The sequence below is a fragment of the Bacillus aerius genome, assembly GCF_029894105.1.
Classification (GTDB): domain Bacteria; phylum Bacillota; class Bacilli; order Bacillales; family Bacillaceae; genus Bacillus; species Bacillus altitudinis.
This window is the reverse complement of record NZ_JARYHO010000001.1, coordinates 529,638-547,997: the sequence shown is the minus strand read 5'-3', so window position 1 is coordinate 547,997 and position 18,360 is coordinate 529,638. Positions and strand designations below refer to the sequence as shown.

The 18,360-nt window shown below is 39.9% G+C and carries 30 protein-coding genes; 7 read left to right on the top strand and 23 right to left on the bottom strand.

Annotated features, from left to right (window positions below; translation table 11 throughout):
* Window positions 1-22: 22 nt before the first annotated feature.
* The 19 genes from M2353_RS02745 to M2353_RS02655 form a co-directional block, all read right to left on the bottom strand.
* On the bottom strand, window positions 23-1,282 hold the full coding sequence (locus M2353_RS02745; protein ID WP_284724890.1) for a DNA cytosine methyltransferase: 1,260 nt from the start codon (window positions 1,280-1,282) through the stop codon (window positions 23-25).
* Window positions 1,279-1,527, bottom strand: coding sequence for a hypothetical protein (locus tag M2353_RS02740; RefSeq protein ID WP_284724889.1), 249 nt, complete (start codon window positions 1,525-1,527; stop codon window positions 1,279-1,281). Before M2353_RS02740 ends, M2353_RS02745 begins: the two co-directional genes overlap by 4 nt.
* Window positions 1,527-1,913: a hypothetical protein gene (locus M2353_RS02735; protein WP_284724888.1), complete on the bottom strand. Its 387-nt coding sequence runs from the start codon at window positions 1,911-1,913 to the stop codon at window positions 1,527-1,529. The genes M2353_RS02740 and M2353_RS02735 overlap by 1 nt, the downstream gene beginning before the upstream one ends.
* Window positions 1,914-1,930: 17 nt before the next feature.
* Window positions 1,931-2,134 carry an XtrA/YqaO family protein gene (locus M2353_RS02730; protein ID WP_039962791.1) on the bottom strand — a complete coding sequence of 68 codons (204 nt, stop codon included), beginning with the start codon at window positions 2,132-2,134 and terminating at the stop codon, window positions 1,931-1,933.
* Between the two features lie 78 nt (window positions 2,135-2,212).
* Complete coding sequence (locus M2353_RS02725; RefSeq protein WP_008348759.1) at window positions 2,213-2,368, bottom strand: hypothetical protein; 156 nt, start codon at window positions 2,366-2,368, stop codon at window positions 2,213-2,215.
* Window positions 2,369-2,481: 113 nt separating this feature from the next.
* Complete coding sequence (locus tag M2353_RS02720) at window positions 2,482-2,937, bottom strand: DUF1064 domain-containing protein (protein ID WP_268456068.1); 456 nt, start codon at window positions 2,935-2,937, stop codon at window positions 2,482-2,484.
* On the bottom strand, window positions 2,927-3,217 hold the full coding sequence (locus M2353_RS02715) for a hypothetical protein (protein ID WP_267527888.1): 291 nt from the start codon (window positions 3,215-3,217) through the stop codon (window positions 2,927-2,929). The genes M2353_RS02720 and M2353_RS02715 overlap by 11 nt, the downstream gene beginning before the upstream one ends.
* Before the next feature lie 114 nt (window positions 3,218-3,331).
* Entirely contained in the window at window positions 3,332-3,778 is a 447-nt protein-coding gene (locus M2353_RS02710; protein WP_268456067.1) for a YopX family protein, read from the bottom strand.
* A 93-nt stretch (window positions 3,779-3,871) separates the two neighbouring features.
* The gene (locus M2353_RS02705) at window positions 3,872-4,048 is read right to left on the bottom strand and encodes a hypothetical protein (protein WP_268456065.1); all 177 of its coding nucleotides are present in this window, start codon (window positions 4,046-4,048) and stop codon (window positions 3,872-3,874) included.
* A 1-nt stretch (window position 4,049) separates the two neighbouring features.
* Window positions 4,050-4,979: a DnaA ATPase domain-containing protein gene (locus M2353_RS02700; RefSeq protein ID WP_268456063.1), complete on the bottom strand. Its 930-nt coding sequence runs from the start codon at window positions 4,977-4,979 to the stop codon at window positions 4,050-4,052.
* Window positions 4,882-5,544 (bottom strand): DnaD domain protein, encoded by a 663-nt coding sequence (locus M2353_RS02695; protein WP_284724887.1) that lies wholly within the window; start codon window positions 5,542-5,544, stop codon window positions 4,882-4,884. The genes M2353_RS02700 and M2353_RS02695 overlap by 98 nt, the downstream gene beginning before the upstream one ends.
* Before the next feature lie 161 nt (window positions 5,545-5,705).
* Window positions 5,706-6,581, bottom strand: coding sequence for a recombination protein RecT (gene recT / locus M2353_RS02690; protein ID WP_284724886.1), 876 nt, complete (start codon window positions 6,579-6,581; stop codon window positions 5,706-5,708).
* Complete coding sequence (locus tag M2353_RS02685; protein ID WP_284724885.1) at window positions 6,574-7,524, bottom strand: YqaJ viral recombinase family nuclease; 951 nt, start codon at window positions 7,522-7,524, stop codon at window positions 6,574-6,576. Before M2353_RS02685 ends, recT begins: the two co-directional genes overlap by 8 nt.
* Window positions 7,525-7,526: 2 nt before the next feature.
* Window positions 7,527-7,706, bottom strand: a complete 180-nt coding sequence (locus M2353_RS02680; protein ID WP_098676743.1) for a hypothetical protein — start codon at window positions 7,704-7,706, stop codon at window positions 7,527-7,529.
* Window positions 7,707-7,914: 208 nt separating this feature from the next.
* The gene (locus M2353_RS02675; RefSeq protein WP_284724884.1) at window positions 7,915-8,193 is read right to left on the bottom strand and encodes a YqaH family protein; all 279 of its coding nucleotides are present in this window, start codon (window positions 8,191-8,193) and stop codon (window positions 7,915-7,917) included.
* The gene (locus M2353_RS02670) at window positions 8,190-8,759 is read right to left on the bottom strand and encodes a helix-turn-helix domain-containing protein (RefSeq protein WP_284724883.1); all 570 of its coding nucleotides are present in this window, start codon (window positions 8,757-8,759) and stop codon (window positions 8,190-8,192) included. Before M2353_RS02670 ends, M2353_RS02675 begins: the two co-directional genes overlap by 4 nt.
* Window positions 8,760-8,821: 62 nt before the next feature.
* On the bottom strand, window positions 8,822-9,511 hold the full coding sequence (locus M2353_RS02665) for an ORF6C domain-containing protein (protein ID WP_284724882.1): 690 nt from the start codon (window positions 9,509-9,511) through the stop codon (window positions 8,822-8,824).
* Complete coding sequence (locus M2353_RS02660) at window positions 9,508-9,816, bottom strand: helix-turn-helix transcriptional regulator (RefSeq protein ID WP_113768144.1); 309 nt, start codon at window positions 9,814-9,816, stop codon at window positions 9,508-9,510. Before M2353_RS02660 ends, M2353_RS02665 begins: the two co-directional genes overlap by 4 nt.
* 11 nt (window positions 9,817-9,827) lie before the next feature.
* Window positions 9,828-10,052 carry a helix-turn-helix transcriptional regulator gene (locus tag M2353_RS02655; protein WP_135009140.1) on the bottom strand — a complete coding sequence of 75 codons (225 nt, stop codon included), beginning with the start codon at window positions 10,050-10,052 and terminating at the stop codon, window positions 9,828-9,830.
* Window positions 10,053-10,214: 162 nt separating this feature from the next.
* Here M2353_RS02655 and M2353_RS02650 point away from each other — a divergent pair, with 162 nt between their 5' ends.
* From M2353_RS02650 to M2353_RS02635, 4 genes are all read left to right on the top strand, one after another.
* The gene (locus M2353_RS02650; protein ID WP_144495903.1) at window positions 10,215-10,574 is read left to right on the top strand and encodes a helix-turn-helix domain-containing protein; all 360 of its coding nucleotides are present in this window, start codon (window positions 10,215-10,217) and stop codon (window positions 10,572-10,574) included.
* A gap of 193 nt (window positions 10,575-10,767) precedes the next feature.
* Window positions 10,768-11,700: a hypothetical protein gene (locus M2353_RS02645; RefSeq protein ID WP_284724881.1), complete on the top strand. Its 933-nt coding sequence runs from the start codon at window positions 10,768-10,770 to the stop codon at window positions 11,698-11,700.
* 66 nt (window positions 11,701-11,766) lie between these two features.
* On the top strand, window positions 11,767-12,270 hold the full coding sequence (locus M2353_RS02640; RefSeq protein ID WP_284724880.1) for an ImmA/IrrE family metallo-endopeptidase: 504 nt from the start codon (window positions 11,767-11,769) through the stop codon (window positions 12,268-12,270).
* A gap of 12 nt (window positions 12,271-12,282) precedes the next feature.
* Entirely contained in the window at window positions 12,283-13,470 is a 1,188-nt protein-coding gene (locus tag M2353_RS02635) for a tyrosine-type recombinase/integrase (RefSeq protein ID WP_284724879.1), read from the top strand.
* An 83-nt stretch (window positions 13,471-13,553) separates the two neighbouring features.
* On the opposite strand, the gene groL is transcribed toward M2353_RS02635, so the two are convergent.
* Both groL and groES read right to left on the bottom strand, forming a co-directional pair.
* Window positions 13,554-15,188: a chaperonin GroEL gene (gene groL, locus M2353_RS02630; RefSeq protein WP_007496015.1), complete on the bottom strand. Its 1,635-nt coding sequence runs from the start codon at window positions 15,186-15,188 to the stop codon at window positions 13,554-13,556.
* Window positions 15,189-15,244: 56 nt separating this feature from the next.
* A complete protein-coding gene (groES, locus tag M2353_RS02625; RefSeq protein WP_003214120.1) occupies window positions 15,245-15,529 on the bottom strand; it encodes a co-chaperone GroES in 285 nt (94 codons plus the stop codon).
* Window positions 15,530-15,758: 229 nt separating this feature from the next.
* Between groES and M2353_RS02620 the strand changes: the two genes are divergently transcribed.
* From M2353_RS02620 to M2353_RS02610, 3 genes are read left to right on the top strand one after another with little or no spacing between them, the layout of a single operon-like run.
* On the top strand, window positions 15,759-16,493 hold the full coding sequence (locus M2353_RS02620; protein ID WP_024719333.1) for a CPBP family intramembrane glutamic endopeptidase: 735 nt from the start codon (window positions 15,759-15,761) through the stop codon (window positions 16,491-16,493).
* On the top strand, window positions 16,490-16,684 hold the full coding sequence (locus tag M2353_RS02615) for a YdiK family protein (protein ID WP_017366710.1): 195 nt from the start codon (window positions 16,490-16,492) through the stop codon (window positions 16,682-16,684). The genes M2353_RS02620 and M2353_RS02615 overlap by 4 nt, the downstream gene beginning before the upstream one ends.
* A 57-nt stretch (window positions 16,685-16,741) precedes the next feature.
* Window positions 16,742-17,368, top strand: a complete 627-nt coding sequence (locus tag M2353_RS02610; RefSeq protein ID WP_284724878.1) for an NUDIX hydrolase — start codon at window positions 16,742-16,744, stop codon at window positions 17,366-17,368.
* A 39-nt stretch (window positions 17,369-17,407) separates the two neighbouring features.
* Here M2353_RS02610 and tatC read toward each other — a convergent pair whose 3' ends face one another.
* Both tatC and M2353_RS02600 read right to left on the bottom strand, forming a co-directional pair.
* Window positions 17,408-18,172 carry a twin-arginine translocase subunit TatC gene (gene tatC / locus M2353_RS02605; protein ID WP_096881072.1) on the bottom strand — a complete coding sequence of 255 codons (765 nt, stop codon included), beginning with the start codon at window positions 18,170-18,172 and terminating at the stop codon, window positions 17,408-17,410.
* A 6-nt stretch (window positions 18,173-18,178) separates the two neighbouring features.
* The gene (locus tag M2353_RS02600; protein WP_008344374.1) at window positions 18,179-18,358 is read right to left on the bottom strand and encodes a twin-arginine translocase TatA/TatE family subunit; all 180 of its coding nucleotides are present in this window, start codon (window positions 18,356-18,358) and stop codon (window positions 18,179-18,181) included.
* Between the last annotated feature and the right edge of the window lie 2 nt (window positions 18,359-18,360).

The following is an 18,360-nucleotide window of genomic DNA, read 5'->3' as shown; positions in this document are numbered from 1 at the left end:
TTCCTCCTAAGCCGCTAGGCTGTTAGTTTGCTTTGCTATAATATTTGTTCATATGTTCAGGTACGCACATCTCAGGGAGGTTAGCCCGCACCAGCTGCTCTGCGAATTGTGGCGGAACACTATTCCCCACCCTGCGTATTTGGTCTGATTTATTACCAATGTTGAATGTATATCCAGGTGGGAACCCCTGCCCTGCAAATAATTCGTTTGGTTGCAACATACGCAATCCGATGTCTGCGATTCTCTGACCATTTGTGCAAACAGTTGTTAAGGCAAAACGGTCTTTTGTTGTAATCGTATGCAATGGCTCGTCTAGTCGCTGTCCTACTCCTTGACCGTAATACTTCGTCAGAAAGGCTACGGTTACTAATCCGAATCTATTGCCGCCAGCTGTGATTGTGTGTAATGGACGATCAAGCGAAAGGCCTCTTACCTCTTTATCTGATTGCTCAGTGTAATAGCTAATCAAGAATGCCGCTTTGCTCTTATCCGGCACCATTACAGGACTTGGATTGTTTACGATGAATTTATCAATACCTCGTTTGATTCGCTTCATTGTATTTTCAACTAGTGGCCGTTTCCTACTGAATATGCTAGGGACCCCTATGGACCAATCTATAATTTCGTAAGACGTTCGCCACGGCTTGAGCTTCCCCGTTTGAACAAGAAGACTTTTAGGATCTCCATGCGTTGGCTTCGGCCATACGATTTCTTTTCCATCACACCTAGCAACCATGAAAAATCTCTTTCGTATGGTTGGCGCTCCATAGTCGCAAGCTGTTAATTCTCTGAACTGCACTTCATATCCAAGTGATTCCAGCGTTTTGACGAATGATTGAAATGTCTGTCCCTTTTGTTCTTTAATCGGTTTACCTTCTTTAGAGATAGGCCCCCAATCTTTGAATTCCTCAACGTTCTCAAGCATGATGACGCGTGGTTTTACCGCTATCGCCCATCTAACAGCAATCCACGCAAGCCCTCTGATACTCTGTTTTACAGGCTTGCCGCCTTTTGCTTTTGAATGGTGTGTACAGTCAGGGGAAAACCATGCTAGACCAACTTTTCGCCCTTTAACTGCTTGTTTAGGATCAACATCCCACACACTCTCACAATAATGTTCCGTGTCAGGATGGTTCACCTCATGCATTGCAATGGCAGCAGGATCATGGTTGATAGCAATATCAACTGATAAGCCTGTCGCAAGCTCAATGCCTGTGCTTGCTCCCCCACCACCTGCAAAGTTGTCTACAATGATTTCTCTAAATAGATCAATCTGTTTCATTGCATCAACCCAGCAATCGTTATAATCCCCATGAAAAACAGCAGCGTGAAGATGACAGGCCCGTTTGATTCCCTTTTAGCCATGACAACGTTACCTTCTATTACGAGATCATCGTTTTTTCTGACAAGCATCGGCACCACATAGTCAGGCACTCTAATTTCAGCAGCTGCATCATCTATTGTCATTGCTTGATTTTTGCAGGCTTTGACGGCCTGAGAAAGCTCGATATGTTTTGGTAGACTCATCATTTCCCCGCCTCCATCAGCAAAGATCGCTGTAAATTTTTCAGTTCAATGGTGACATCAGATAGTTGCTCAGTAGCTCTATTTGCCTGCGTTTCAGCCTTTCTCCATTCATTCAAATACTGCTCATTCTTTTTGTTTGAGAATCTCAATTCTTGCTTTAGACGCTGAATCTCGTTGTATAGGTCCATTTCTGACTCGATGACAGGTACGTCCACTTTTTGCAGAAATTCAACGGCGAAGTGTCCTGAAAAACCTTCTAAGAAAACAGCTGGTGCGCTTGGATTAAATTCATCACCTGCACATTTCCACACTCTGCCCTCGTTCAATTTCGCTTCTAAACATGTATGCATTACGACCATGTCGCCTTTTTTGAGTTTCTGACTCATAATCTCTCAACCTCCGATTATTTGATCTTGAATCCTATTTCATGGTCCACTCTCGCAAAGTGACCTTTAGCAGTTTGAATGATTGTTTTTCCGTGTTCAGGTGCGTCTGTGATGTGGGCTGTTCCTTCGTTGCCGTCAATCACGATTATGCGGACCTTCCCAGGTTCTAAATTCTGATCAATGGTTGTAGCAAAATCCTTTATTTCTTTTGGTTGGTTCATCCGCTCCGCCCCGCTTCCATGTGTTATAATTAAAGTGTGAGATTTAATTAGCACTGGAGCAGCGGCTTCGGTGTTTTTTTATGCCCATTTGTCCATTTGGAACGTTGGTGACGGTTTTAATTCTTCTCTATACACAATCGGGTGTTTTGCTAGATACGCCTCTAGCTCCTCTTTGGTCATCTTCCACTCGATGACTGGACCCGCAGCATATGGGTTGTTAGGCTTTCCGCTCATGCTTTCCCCCTCCAATCTTCGGTATTTCAACGCCGCCCATTCGCTTGCAATCTGCTCCAAAGCGGCTTGAGCATTGTTTGAACTGTGAACAACGTGTCATACAGGCCATAAGCTTATCTTCCTTTTGAACCCACAACGGACGATCGTCTGCTATTACCACGTTTAACAGTTGGTTTCCCCGCCTTCCGTTTAATCTTTTTGAGTTTGTCCAACTCTATGAATCCTAGCGACCGATCAAATGCGATAACCTTTAATGGCGTATCAAATTTGCGTTCATAAAGCTTCCGCTTGATGGCAAATTCCTTTGTTTCCATGCCTTTGATGTCGATTACTTCTTTTGATCCATCGAGATGAGTGATCTCGAAATCTGCAATATATTCAATCTTCCGAAAAGTCTTGCTGTTCTTCTTGAATGCTTCTTGAAGCTCGAAGCGTGGCTGCAATGAAAAATCTTTTATCTGCTTGGATTGCTTGAGCCATTTCAGCTGCTCATAGTATTTGGCTTCGGCTTTACTATCGAAAGTGATGCCATCTACTACCGTTTTACGTGCGCCGTATTTATTGGACATTTGCCCTCTCCTTTTTTTGCTGCCTAATATCCATTTCTGTCATGCCACAATCTACACAATAATAATAGTCAGGTTCCAACAAGTGTTCCTCTCCTGCCATAGGACAGTAGCTCATTTCCATGTGTTTATGTTCACAGGATTCCTGACGTTTCCTCTTTTCTCTCTGCCTAACAACAGAACAATACTTAGTTTCATGTAACTTAGCACCATGCGGCGTAAGAAGACGTTTTCCACACTCTTCACATTGATAGAGTGTTTGGTCTTTCAATACTTTTGCCATTTTTCCCCCTCGCTTTCCGTTGCTGGAAGTGCTTTTTCAGTTCGGCAACGAGTTTTTCTTTTTCCGATTCGTTTAGGTTGGTTCGTTTCAGTAGTTCAGTGATGCTAGGATTCATTATTTTTCCGTTAACAGCTCCGGATTTTCGTAGATATTGCCAATGACTTCATAATCTTCTTCACAGTAATTTATATCCCCAATCCAGCAGATGCCTTTTCCGTTTTCTTCTCCGGTAAAATCTGAGTAATAACGGCTTTTAATGTTCTCTAATGTAAACGATCCATCTCGAAACCCTACTGAAGCAGTAAAATGTTCTTCTATTTCATCTCCATTAAAGAACCAGTGAACACAATGGATGATATCCCCCTCATAAATTTCATTTCCCTCTGAATCCTTCAATCCAGTGTATTGACCCACAGAATCCCAATGAACTGGTACAACTCCGCTATAATCAGTGTTTATATACGCAAGTCGGTCATCTTTGTTTATGTAGATGCCCCCCTCAAACCAATTGAGATCATCATAATCTTCAATCGGACTACCTCTAAACTTGATTTCTCTCATTCGCTTACCTCCCGTCATCATGCAACCATTGCAGGACCTTCTTTTCTCTGAATCTAGCTGTTAAAGCGATAGTGATAAGTGAGGCTATCGTCTTCATGCTGTCTTTCCTTCCAGTGCTTGCGCTTTCGCCAGCATTTGATCTAGCATTTCAATGACTGGCTTTAAGCTCTGCTTACGTCCTGTGGTGTTACATTCAGGACAAGGGAAGAAGCCCGCCATGAAAGTATTTTCGTTTATGACGACTTTCTCGCCATTGCATGTGTTGCACATTTTAAACCGCTCCTTCTAACCGATGATTTAGTTTTATATTCTTCTCAATAGTGACCGTGTAGTTTTTTGCCATTTCATAGATTCTTGTTGCAAATGCTTCATCAATCTTCAAGAGCTGGTTCAAATCAAGCTCGCATGAAACCATGATCGGCTTGTAATTTAAATAACGGTAGTTAACGATCTCTTGTATCCGTGTAAACTGCCACGGTGTCACTTGAGGAACGCCATCCTTCGGCTTGAATAGGTCATCAATGAACAAAACATCGACTGTCTTTAAAAGCCTCAATTTTGCGGCTAAATCGTCAAAGTCTTCTCGTAAGTCGGTCATGCCCTCCAGATAAGGAAAATACATAACAGACAGTTTATATCGCTCTATAAATCCATTTGAAATGCTCGTGAGAAGATGTGTTTTCCCTGATCCTGACTGACCAAGTAGGGCAATGCTGTTTTGTCTCGTGTCTTTGATCTCCTTAAACTTTTGAGCATATTCAAATGCACAGTCATACAGCTCTTTAATCTCATTCGGCTTATTTTCGAGAAAGAAGTTTTTAAAGGTTAGTTTCCTGAATCCTTCTGAAATGTTGCTGGCACTCATCAGCTTCATTTGCTTCTTTCGTGCTGTTCTTTCAGCAACACAAGGACACTGGCGGGAAAAGGTTGTTTTCCATTCCTTTGCTTCTTGAGGGCTGCACACTTTGCCAGCGAGAAAATCTTCTTCGCGAACCATTTCATGATCCGCTAGATCAAAACGTTTGCCTGCATCTTTCATTCGCTTTTCTGTTTTTTCGTGAATCCGATACACGATGATTCCCTTGTCCTTGCATTCATCGCACTCATACGTTTCTTCTGAGACGACCAGTGCCGAAGATTGGCGTAACTTTAGATTTTCCTTCATTCTTTGAAACACTTCGTCCAGCGTTGCCTTTGGCATCTTGCTTGCCTCCTTTGTTGATAGGGTTGTACAACACCGCAGACACCCAACCTATTGATTTTTTGTTCTTCTCGACAGCTTCTTTCATGACTTCAATCACTTTTTCTTCTCCGTGGTCATCAATGAATTGACCAATTTTTTGGGCATTAATCGGGCTTAATGTTCCTCCAAAATGACTCTCGAAAAATTCAAATGGGTTTGGGTTCATTGGCTTGTCCTCCTGTCGTGTTGGTTTTTCTTCTTTTGGCTTTTCAGGTTCTTTAGGTGAAGGGGCAACGCTTGCTGTATTTTCAAAACTGACGATGTGATAACTGCCCGCCCCAGTGCCTCTAGGCTTGTATTCAATCCGGCCATGTTCTATCAAGATTTTCCGGTGCTCAATCATAGTCTTTTCGCTGACTCCTAACCGCGAATAAAGCCGACTGTTTGGCACCGTGAACCACTCTTTCCATGAACAACCGTTGTTTATATCCATCAAGTGAAACCACAGTGCTTGAGTGGTAGGTTTTAGTTCTGTTGTTTCGAGAAACCTCATGAAGCCGTTTATTTCTTTCAGGTAGTTCAAGCCTCTACCCCCTTTCACATAGTGCATACAAGCCCTGTATGCGTACAAAGCGCATATCAGGCTCATTAGTCTTGATGTAATCTTTCACATAGTCTTCTGCTAATTTGAAAGGATCGGAAGTGCCTTTGACCATCCATGTGTAGCAATAAGGGATAGGAACTTTAATCAAATGGGCTTCGGTTTTCATCCACTTGCTCCGTATTCGGGCTTTCTAAAGTTGGTTCTACACTGTACGGCATATCAAGGACTTCCTCGTCATAAACCGATTTTGCTTCTTGGGTAATATCTTTTCGTACCGTTTCGTCTTGCGCTGCGTATTGCTGAATTTCAATACTGATCGGCAGGTACTTCCACATACGGCGAATGACAGTTTTTTTCGCCATTTCTTCATAATCTGTTTGCCACGGGCCACTATCCTTTGACTTGCTTCGTTCACGAACAGCCTCAACATCTTCTTTGCTGAAAACCTCGAATTGATAGCCGCCATCTTTGAAGTGTGCCACTGCATATACATGAGTCATTTCACCTCTATGCCCTGTTGCTGGCTTGTGAATTAACTTTGGATTTAATCCTAGTTCATACTCGAATTGATCCTTTTCATAAACCACGTGAGAATAGATACTTTCGATGTGACCAGAACGTCTAGCAAGGTCGATCATGCCCTTATATCCGATGATGAACTGAACTTCTTTCGTCCACTTATCCTTCTCACCATTTTGCCCCTTGATCTTTTTGTTGAAAGGAACAAAGTAACAGTGACCAATCAATCCAGGTTCTAATCCTAGTTGTGCGGACTGCATGACAGCCCCCAGCAATGAAGCGGGTGAACATTGTTGCAGTTGCGGGTTACTCCTGATTGTCGTTAGGGCGATCCTTGTGAGTCTTTCAGGTGTCATATGTTCAGGCAATGCCTTTTGTAATTCAGGTTGCATTGAAGCTAGGTAGTCAGCAATTGTTTTGGGTTTCTCCTCCTGCTGCTGGACGTTATTGGCTGCTTTGTTTGCCAGCTGATTCCGAATATCTTCGTTTTTAGCCATTGTCTACGCTCTCCTTTACATAAAATCTTCTCTGCGGCTTTGTCTCGCTGAATTCCTCAAATAATTCAGGATGTTCACTGGCGAACTTCTTTGTATCAAAGCGGTTTGTTTGAATGGTCTTCCAAGTCACACGATGTTTTGTAGCAAGACCGATTTCGTTTTCTCCTAGCATGGCTTTGAGCTGGTTTTCATCCGCTTTAATTCGCTCATCAATTTCTTTCTTTTCTTCTTTTGCACTTTTTAGTCGAACTATGATTTCATCCGCTTTTAAAGGCAGGTTTGTTTCCTCGTCAATTCCAATTGGGTACATGTGGTTAAGCAATTCTGTTGATGAATCCGAACCATCAAACATTGGCGGCTCTTGCTTTTGAACGTGATTCTCCCAAAAATCTTTTTCAATCTGAATCAAGTAACCTATCAATTCCTCGTCACGATCGACTTTTTTATAAATGAACTTGTTTCCGCCGATCAGAACAGCGATCCACCATGCTTTATAACCCGTCACAGCCATGTAATGCTGGCACTGAATCAGATAAGCGTCTGGAATCTCTTCTCCCGTCCACTCTTCTTTCAAGTATTCAGAGGCCGTTTTGCATTCAAGCCCTACATTTTCACCGACAATTAGTCTATCAACGTTAGCAAGCATGAAAGGATATAGAGGGTGTTGTAATATAGCCTTTTTTCGTCGGACCTTCTTTCCAGTGCGGTTGCTAAACTCTCTTGCGACCACTTCTTCGAGTACATGACCCCAATATGCGGCTTCTCCCGCTTCATCTTCCTTTGGTGACTGACCCAATTTATCCAAGTAAACTGAAACAGGTGACTTCCATCTACTCATTCCAGCAATGGCGGCGGCATCTGAACCGCCTATACCTGCACGTCTAGCCTCAAGCCATTGCTCTTCTGTCATCTTCTCGGTTGAGATAAGGACCTTTGCTTGCATGGCTACATACCTACCTTTTGGCGATATGCCGCCTGCCCCAATTGAATGTATTTTTGTTTTGCTTGAGCATTTGGGAAGCAGAAGACCGGTAAACCTTTTTTGTAGTCGATCCAACCGCCTGCCTGCTCTAAACGCTCCTGCGCTTCACGGCGGTGATCAAAGCTGATTTGATATTTTGACATCATGTATACCTCCATTGAATTTTTGTTAAAGATTTGGTATACTGTCGGTACCTAATCGAAGCAGTACACCTTTTCAAAACTCGCTCTCCAAAGCGGGTTTTTTTATTTGTCATCCTCTTCTTCCTCTTCATAACCGTCTCTTTCTTGCTCGTCTTTCCAATGACTCTTCGGATATCCAAAGCAATTAATCTGCGTCACCATCGGATGCTCAATATTCAATGGTTTCAGTCCTTTCAGTACGTGTAACAAGCTCAAGCCGTACACCACTTTTTTTCTGTAACTTCGATGCGACTTCAATTAATTTTCCTAAATTATTCATCCGCACAAGATCCTCGCTGATATTTCTAATGCTTCCAGCTAGACTTGCAACTTCTTCATAATTTCCGTCTTTCAATTCTTGATGAGCAAGATATAAAAGCTCTTTCACACAATCAATTTTCGTCTTTGCTCTCGATACATCTTCACTAATGAATTGTTTTTCAATCATGCTAGTACAGCCTCCCTATCCTGTCTTTTGTGCATTGCCACCTCTGCGACAATGGCTTTTTTCGACCATTTTTCTGTTAGGTCTTGAATCTTTAAGTCAAATTCACGCGCCATTGAGTACATGAGTGTTTTATTTGCCTGTGTTAGATCATAAATCTGTTTTATCGCCTGCATTGGAAGCTCGCCATGCTTGCCCGGGCGGGTATTGTTTAACCACTCTGCAAGCTCACCGATAGCCTTTTGTGCGTCTTTCATTTCCTGCACCAAGTTGATCAGGGCCTTATGAGCGCAATTATTCAAGGCGGGATCAATCGGTGCTGCAGCAAGCGGATGCATTTTAAAGATGTAGTGTACGAGATCGATATGTTCATAGGCTCCACATGCTTTGAACCAGTTGATACACAATTCAGGTGTAGGTCTGACATAACCATTTTCAATGTCTGATACATTTCTCTGATCACGCCCCCCAATTAATTTGCCTAGCTGATACTGTGAATATCCAGCTTCCTTCCTTACTTTTCTAAGAATTTCAGGTAAATTCCGCTGATTATACGGGCTGTTCTGCATTTGTTCCCATCCTTTTCTATTCAGTTTTTGTTGCTAAAATATTAATGAAGGGATACAGCAGGCTAGGAAACCCTGCGTGGAACCCAGTTAACAATGTAATTCACAGCTACTTGCATATCTTTTCTCTTTAAATCCTTATAGCTGGATACGGCGAAACGGTCTTTAATTTCTCGATGCAGTTCGCTGAATAGCCGCTTACGTTCTGATCCATCTTCCGTAAAACTGTAGACCCTAGAAGCAACGGCTTTTTGAATCCGTCTTTGTTCACCATGATCAAGTGTGATCTGCTCATCCACTTTGGTGTCCAATTCAAGGATTTTCTTTTCGTGAGTGCTTATTTTCTTAGACAACTCGTCTTGCCGTTGTGATGTTTCTAATAAGAGTTTAAGAGACTCAATTCTCTGTTCTCTTTCGGTTAAAGGTTTTGGAACACCAAAGTGACCATTCTTTCTAATTGAAGGGATGACTTCAATTGCCAGCCAGTCTTGAAATTGTTCTGCAACTTCGTTAGATGCTTTAAACGCCAGCTTGTACACAAGTGGTTCAGGAATGAAATCACCTCTCCCCACTTCTGGGGAATTTTCCGGAAGGTATTCATTCACTCGCTCCCATCGAATGTACTGTTTGTTATTTTTCTCTTGGACAAACCCTAGAGATTTCGCAACTTGTTCAGCATCAAAAATGATTAGATCATTCTCGATTTTTGCTGATACTTCAAACATTTCATTTTTAAATAACTGTGGGTTGTTCATGCGGTAGTGACCTCCTGAATGTATGATGAATTATTCTTAATCCATTCAAAAACCTCATCTCTTGGGTACCTAGCTTGAATTTGAGTGAGTTTAGGAAAATCAGGTCTAGCTGTTATTTTTGATACCGTTGGTCTTTTGACTGAAAGAATTTGTATTAAATGATCGACATTTAAAACGGGTGGATATGAGTATTTTTTCATACCATCTTCAACGCCCTTTTCATAAGCTGCCTGAAACAATTTTTGCATTTGATCTTGAAATACGGTGGCTGTCATTTCATCAAAAGTGATAACTGTCTGTGGCATGATTCAACCTCCTACGCTGTGTTTGTATGAGAATCTTGTCCTTTTTGATTAAAAAAAAGAGCTTTTATATCCGTACCTAAAATTTCACTGACTTTAAACGCATCATCCATTTTAGGTTTAGAGTACCCGTTCTCCCAATTAGAAATAGTTGATTTCTTACAATTGAGTTTAAAAGCAAGCTCTTCCTGCGTTAAGCCTTTGGCTTTTCTGGCTTGAACCAATTTGAGGTTTTTCATGTTGCTCACCACCTTTGTATAAGATTCTTGTACTTGTTGATTTCATTATAAGTATAAGAAACTTGTATGTCAATATAAAAGTATGAATTTCTTATACTTTTGTTTAATAAGCTTTTCTTTATAGTACAATAAACTTGTACTTTTAAATTGGAGGAAACTGTCATGCTCTCTAAAAGATTAAAGAGTGTCAGAAAGAATAAAGGATTAACACAAGAAGAATTAGCTAGACGTGTTAAAACAACAAAAGGAACTATTTCAAATTATGAAAACGGCCATAGTACGCCATCTAATGAAATGCTTAAAGATTTGGCTGATGCATTAAATACAACTACTGATTATCTACTTGGCAGAACTGAAAACATTTCCTCGGAACAAGTTGAATACGATTTAAACGATCCTGATTTACAGATTGCTTTCAAAGATGCTTCTGACTTTTCTGAAGAAGCTAGACAAGAAACAATCAATTTCATTAATTACATAAAACAGAAGGAAAAAATGAAAGGTCGTAAACCAAAAGACTAAACTTATATTAATTATTCTTTTGTTTATATTTCTTTGTTTAGTTTTGTTTAATTAATGCTGAAGGTTCTGCTGTAATTTTTACAGTAATATCTTCAGTTGAACAGCTATTCAATTGTAATTTTTACAGCAAAGTCTTCAATTGAATGCCTGCTCAACTGTAAAAATTACAGCGATAAAAGGGGTGTTTTTACAGATGAGTGAAAAGAAGAAAAAGAATCACACTCAAATTATCGAAGAATATATAGACCATCACGGGCTTAAAAAAGGAAGTTTAACAAGTGGCAGTGTTAAAGGTTATGGCACGCTGGATATTGTTTTAATATCTGTATATGATACTGGTTTTGATATCTTTTTATTAAAAGATGAAGCAGTTAGTAATGTAGTCTCTTATAACTGGAACCAATTTTCTGAGGTAGAGATAGATAAATTTGCTCTTAGCACAGGGTTTTCATTGTTAGGAGAAAAAGAAATCACTTTAAAAATTACAGAAGACAAACATTTTTACTCCCAGCTTGAGAAACATAATATTAAAATGATTTTCAAAAAGAGAAATTGGCAAAATAAGCTTCTAGGGTTCCGCTCTCAAAACAAATTAAAGATGGTCATGGCAACGGCAATATACTTAATAACATTATTACTAATTGTTGTACCTATCGTTGCATACAACCTTCCAAGCGCAAAACAAGATCGTATAGACGTTGAAGCAGCTAAACTAAAAAAAGAAGCCACTGAAAAAGAAAATCGAGATAAAGAAGCTGCGGAAGCTGAAGAATTCAATAAAAAGCAGGCTAATAATAAGAAACAGCAAAAAGAAAATGATAGAGAATTAGTGACTAATACTATAGATCGCTTGCAAAAATATATAGATGACAGTAATGGTCAATTAATAAAAATAGAACCTATGACAAACAGTTGGGACAATGTTTATGCATTTGTTTCAGATTCCTTCAAAACTATGCCATTATCTGAAAAGGAATCTTGGGTTAATGAAACTGGATCAGATATTAAAAATAGAATTAAAGGCGGCGGTATAGCTGAAGATCCCCGAATTTATTTTGTTTATAAAGATCAGTCAAAGCTAGCAGTTCCAGACACATTCAATGAAACTTATAAAATTAAGGATTAGCCTGATAAAAGGCTTTTCTTTTAAAATAAAAACAGAACATATATTCTTATTTTAGGGGTGTTTTAATTGAAAGGACTATCACATTTGGAAGAAGAAGTGAAGAAAATTTACACAAAATTAAATATGTTTACTCCAGAGGCAATTGATATGGAACGTATAGCAGCTTCTTTAAGAATATGGCTTCATTTTGAAAAAAGGACTAGTTTTGTTATTTGCGTTAATGGTTCTTACAGCATGGTTATTGATAAACGTTTAAATAAAAAACAACAATGGGAAGAATTTGGTCACGAACTGTGTCATGTAATTAAGCACTATGGTAACCAATTTGATATGCATGAGCTCTTTCGAGAATTGCAAGAATACCAGGCTAATAGTTTTATGTACCATTTCTGTGTGCCCTCCTTTATGCTTCAAAAATTGAACCTGCCTTCTTTGCAATCTGAAGCAATAAAGCTAATTGGTGACACCTTTAATGTAACTTACTCTTTTGCTGCTGCCCGCTTGGAGATGTTTAGAAGAAAAAGCTTTGCTTTTGCTTTATACGAGAAATCCTTAAAACAAATTAATTGAGGAGGATTAAGTATGGGAAGACTTCAAAAATACGAGACTAAAAAAGGCGACCGCTGGATGTTTATAATTGAGGATGGAGTAAATCCGCAAACTGGAAAACGACAAAGAATTGTAAGAAGAGGCTTCACTAAAAGAAAACATGCAGCTGATGCTATGATTGATTTGGAATACATTCTAGGCAAGGCAAAATTGGACTTAAAAAATGATATTACATTCAAAGACATGGCCGCTGAGTGGTTAGATGTTTACAGTAATACAGACAGAAAAATTAGCACCATTAGAGTTAGAAAGCATGAAATTGGTCATTTAAATACATTCTTCGGTTATCGTAAGCTAAAGGATATTACTAAAAAAATGTATCAGGATGCTATAACCAGTTTGAAAGTCGAGAAGAAGCTATCAGAAAACACGATATCTGGCATACACGGTACCGCTAGAATGATCTTCAAACGAGCTTTAGAACAAGATTTGATCTTTGTTGATCCATCTGCATTTGCTTACTTACCAAAAGATAAGAAGACAGTCGAAGAAATCGAAAATGAAAAAATAGAAGAAAAATACTTTGAGAAGAATGAATTAAAACACTTTTTAGATACAGCATATCAATTAAATTTTGAATATTACGTTATGTTCTACCTGTTAGCTTGGACCGGTTTAAGAGCTGGTGAGCTTGCGGCTTTAAAGTGGTCAGATATTGATTTCAAGGAATGTACCATCAGCGTTACAAAAACTTATTACAATCCAAGTAACAGCACCAAAAAATATACTCTCCTACCTCCTAAAACTAGAGGCTCCATCAGAAAAATTGATGTTGAGAGTGAAGTTTTACAAGCAATTAATAAATTTCGGATTCAACAAAATGAAATAAAAATGCAGATGAAACATGAATGGCATGATAAAAATTTTGTTTTCGCCAGAATTAAGGGACCATATTGGGGATATCCTCACTTTATTAAGACTATTGAAAATAGGTTTAATGCAGTGCTAAAAAAGTCAGGGATACAGAAGAAACTAACTCCTCATTCTTTAAGGCACACCCATACTTCACTTCTTGCTGAGGCTGGTGTGGATCTTCAAAGGATAATGGATAGACTTGGACATACAGAAGATCAAACAACAACTAAAATATACCTTCACATAACAAAAGACCGAAAAAAAGAAGCTTCTCAAAAGTTCGGAGAACTAATGAAAAGCCTCTAATTTTTCTATATGGCATCAAAATGGCACCAAAATGAGTGTGACTTACGGATAAACCCTTGATTAATAAGGGTTTAAATCCGTTTTTACATCATTCCACCCATTCCGCCCATGCCGCCCATATCCGGCATTCCGCCGCCTGAGCCGCCTTCTTCTGGTTTGTCAGCTACGACTGCTTCAGTTGTAAGAAGCATAGCTGCTACAGAAGCTGCGTTTTGAAGTGCAGAGCGAGTGACTTTTGTTGGGTCAACGATTCCTTTTTCGATCATGTTTACCCATTCGTTTGTTGCTGCGTTGAAGCCTACGCCAATTTCTTCGTTTTTCAAGCGCTCAACGATGACTGATCCTTCAAGACCTGCGTTGTGAGCGATTTGACGAATTGGCTCTTCAAGAGAACGTAGAACGATGTTCACACCTGTTTGAACGTCACCATCAGCTTCGATGGAAGCGACTTTGTTGTATACATTCACAAGTGCTGTACCACCACCGGATACGATACCTTCTTCAACTGCTGCACGAGTTGAGTTCAGTGCATCCTCGATGCGTAGTTTACGCTCTTTTAGTTCTGTTTCAGTTGCAGCACCAACTTTGATGACAGCAACGCCGCCAGCTAGTTTTGCAAGACGTTCTTGTAATTTTTCTTTATCGAATTCAGAAGTTGTTTCTTCTACTTGCGCACGAATTTGGTTCACGCGTGCTGCGATTTGAGCAGAATCTCCTGATCCTTCTACGATCGTTGTGTTCTCTTTTGTAACAACCACTTTAGACGCACGGCCAAGCTGACCAATTTCAGTTGATTTCAGGTCAAGTCCTAGGTCTTCTGTGATTAATTCCCCGCCAGTTAGAACAGAGATGTCTTCAAGCATTGCTTTACGACGATCACCGAATCCAGGTGCTTTTACTGCCACTGCGTTGAATGTTCCACGAAGTTTGTTCACAACAAGTGTTGCAAGTGCTTCGCCTTCTACATCTTCAGCAATGATCAATAATGGTTTTCCTTGTTGTACGACTTGCTCAAGTACAGGAAGGATTTCTTGAATATTTGTGATCTTTTTATCAGTGATTAAGATGTAAGGATTTTCAAGAACCGCTTCCATCTTATCAGAATCAGTGACCATGTATGGTGAAGCGTATCCACGATCAAACTGCATTCCTTCAACCACTTCAAGCTCAGTTGTGAAACCTTTAGATTCTTCAATTGTGATGACGCCGTCGTTTCCTACACGCTCCATCGCTTCAGCAATTAGGCTGCCGACTTCTTCATCTGCTGCAGAAATAGACGCAACTTGAGCAATTGATTCTTTACCTTCGATTGGTTTAGAAATCTCGTGTAAGCCTTCAAGTGCTACTTTCACTGCTTCTTCGATTCCTTTACGAACGCCAACAGGGTTTGCACCAGCTGTTACGTTTTTAAGACCTTCACGGATCATTGCTTGAGCTAGAACTGTTGCAGTCGTTGTACCGTCACCAGCTACATCGTTTGTTTTGCTTGCAACTTCTGCCACAAGTTTTGCACCCATGTTTTCAAATGCATCTTCTAATTCGATTTCTTTTGCAATCGTTACACCATCATTTGTGATAAGTGGAGAACCGAATTTTTTCTCAAGAACCACGTTACGTCCTTTAGGTCCTAAAGTTACTTTTACAGCATCTGCAAGTGCATCTACACCACGTAACATCGCACGACGTGCTTCTTCACTGAACTTAATATCTTTTGCCATAATAACGAAACCTCCTCAGTCTTTTTAGAAATATATCTCAATCTTTGTTTATGTGATTAACCAATAACAGCTAAAATGTCGCTTTCACGAAGGATTAAATATTCTTTTCCTTCATATTTCACTTCAGTACCTGCATATTTTGAGAAGATAATGCGGTCGCCTGTGTTTACTTCTAACGCAACGCGCTCACCACTTTCAAGTACACGACCTGAACCTGCTGCAACAATTTTACCTTCTTGCGGTTTTTCTTTTGCAGAATCCGGTAAGACAATACCGCTAGCGGTTTTTTCCTCAGATTCAACGAGTTCAATGATTACGCGATCGCCTAATGGCTTTAACATAAGAAACAACCTCCTCAATTTTTATATGTAGTCTTTTTTAGCACTCATCATCAACGAGTGCTAACACATTTATTATAATAAAGAATGTCTTCTGTAATTTCAAGTAAAAACCTTTAAAAATTTTTACGCTTTCATGATCTTTTTTTATCACCGATTCTTTCCTTTTCAACGAAAAAGAAGACTTGTGTTACAATAAATCTAGTTCTTTTAGTAAAGGGGTTTTCGTTACTTGAAAAAACAATATTGGTACATCATCTTAACGTATATATTGGTGCAATTTTCTGCGTTTCCGTATGTGTTCATCATGAAGTGGTTAGGTTACATTCAGACACCGATGACACAAGCAGAGCTCTCCAAATTGTCAGGAACATGGACAATCATCAGCTTCTGTATTGGACTAATCATTATTCTGCTCATCCTTCGGACTGTACCAAAAGCTTCACTTCGAAATGAAGCACCGGCATCAGTCGGCGTGGCAATCGCTTGGATCATTGGCGGTTTCTTTCTTTCCCTCTTTGCACAATCCATTGCGGGGGCGATTGAACAATATGCATTTGGCATTAGCCGAGAATCCGAAAATACTCAAAACATTTTAGCCATTATGGATGCAGTTCCATGGCTTGTAATCGTCATCGCTCTGATTGGACCGATATTAGAAGAAATCATTTTTCGAAAAATCATTTTTGGTGTGGTTTATGAAAAAACGAATTTTTTCATTGGCGCACTTGTCAGTTCAGTGGTTTTTGCTGCTGTACACAATGATTTCCCACATATCTTGCTCTATACCGCAATGGGCTTTACATTTGCCTTTTTATATGCGAAAACAAAACGAATCATTGTTCCAATCGGCGCACACATGCTGATGAACTCGCTCGTCATTCTTGTGCAGATTGAGCCAGTAAGAAAAATGATTGAAGAACAATCTCAAACAATGCAAATGATTATTGGAGGCTTTTTCTCATGAGAAACCCTGTCGTATGGGGCATTATTTATTTTGCCGTAGGTGTGGCGTTCACCTATATGGCCATTCAAAATCCAGGTGACATGTGGTCATTTTACAGCATTTTGCTGATGGTGTTTGCGGCCTATAATATCAATATCGCGTTAAAAATGTTTGCTTTTTCTGTCAAAATGAAAAAACAGCAGCAAAAATAAAGCAAAAACCATTTTCCACCGTTTGGAAAATGGTTTTTTTATGGAGGTCATGTTTTCATGGAACACGAAAAACTGAACATCATGAACAATCAGCATGAAACGATTGGTACAGCCGCTCGATCTGATATCCATGCTGAGGGCCTTTGGCATGAAACCTTTCATTTCTGGCTTTTAAAAAAGGAAGATGACACAGTGTTTCTCTATTTTCAGCTGAGGAGTCCCTCCAAAAAGGATTTCCCTTCTCTACTTGATATCACCGCAGCAGGCCACCTTCTCGCAGATGAACAGCCTTCTGATGGCATCAGAGAAGTCGAAGAAGAGCTTGGTCTCTCCATCTCGTTTGAGAATCTTACCTTTGCTGGTGTCATGAAAGATGAAATCCATATGCCTTCGTTTACCGATCGTGAGTTTTGCCATGTGTATCTTTATATGGATCAAAAAGAGCACATGGATGTCCATCTACAGAAAGAAGAAGTTGCTGGACTTTATAGAGCAAGGCTGATGGATGCACAGCAGCTTTTAAATAGAGAATGCGAAAAAATGAACATCGAGGGCTTTGAAGTGGATGCAGACGGCAAGCGACGTGAGGAAAAGAGAGAGGTCCATGTACATGATTTTGTCCCGCATGAACCTGCCTATTATGAGCATCTCTTTCAAGCAATCAATCAATTTCTTTCACAATAGAAAAAGCATCGTGACCCCTATTTGGATCACGATGCTTTTTTATGAGACAACATCATTTTCTTTCTCCTCTGTCTCTGTTTGCTGCATTTTGCGATAGGTCACTCTTGAAATGACAATACTCACTTCATACAAAACGAGCATTGGCAAGGTAACCATGAGGTGAGAAACGAGCTCTGGCGGTGTAATCAGTGCGGCAATGACAAGGAGGACAAAATAGGCATACTTCCGTATTTTTGATAAAAACATCGGTGTAATGATACCAAGTCTAGTGAGAAACATCAACACGACAGGCATCTGAAACAAAAAGCCAAATGGAAGTGTTAACTGCATCAGAAATGTAAAATACTCATGAATCCCAATCACTTGCTCCACATGTAAATCATTTGACATCCGTATCATAAAATCGACGACAAATGGAAACAAAATAAAATAAGAGAAAGCCACACCGCTCAGAAATAAAAGCAGTGCAATCGGAATATAAGCAAGTGTCACCTTTCTTTCTTTTTCATATAAGCCAGGACTCACAAACGCCCAAAGCTGATATAAGATCACGGGACACGTCAAAACAAGAGCAATGACAAAAGCGAACTGCATAAACACGTACAGTGGATCTGTGAGCTTAAACGCGTTCAATGTCAGTGTGGCCGCTTCATCGGTATTTTGTAAATACACAATGACCGGCTTAGCGAGAAAAAAACCTGCCACCATAAAGGTGACAAAAAACATCGCAATGATCACTAAACGTTTTCGCAGTTCCACAATATGCTCCATAAGCGGCATATCTTTGACATTCATGAAGCTCATCCTATTCTACTGATCTTCTTTTTTCTTTTTTTCTTCCTGATCATCAGCTAAACCTTTTGTGGCATTTTTGAATTCACGTAATGTATCTCCTGCTGCTCTTCCTAATTCAGGAAGCTTTTTCGGCCCAAAAATAATGAGCGCAACAACCGCAATCAGAACCAAACTTCCAGGACCGATCGGACCCATTT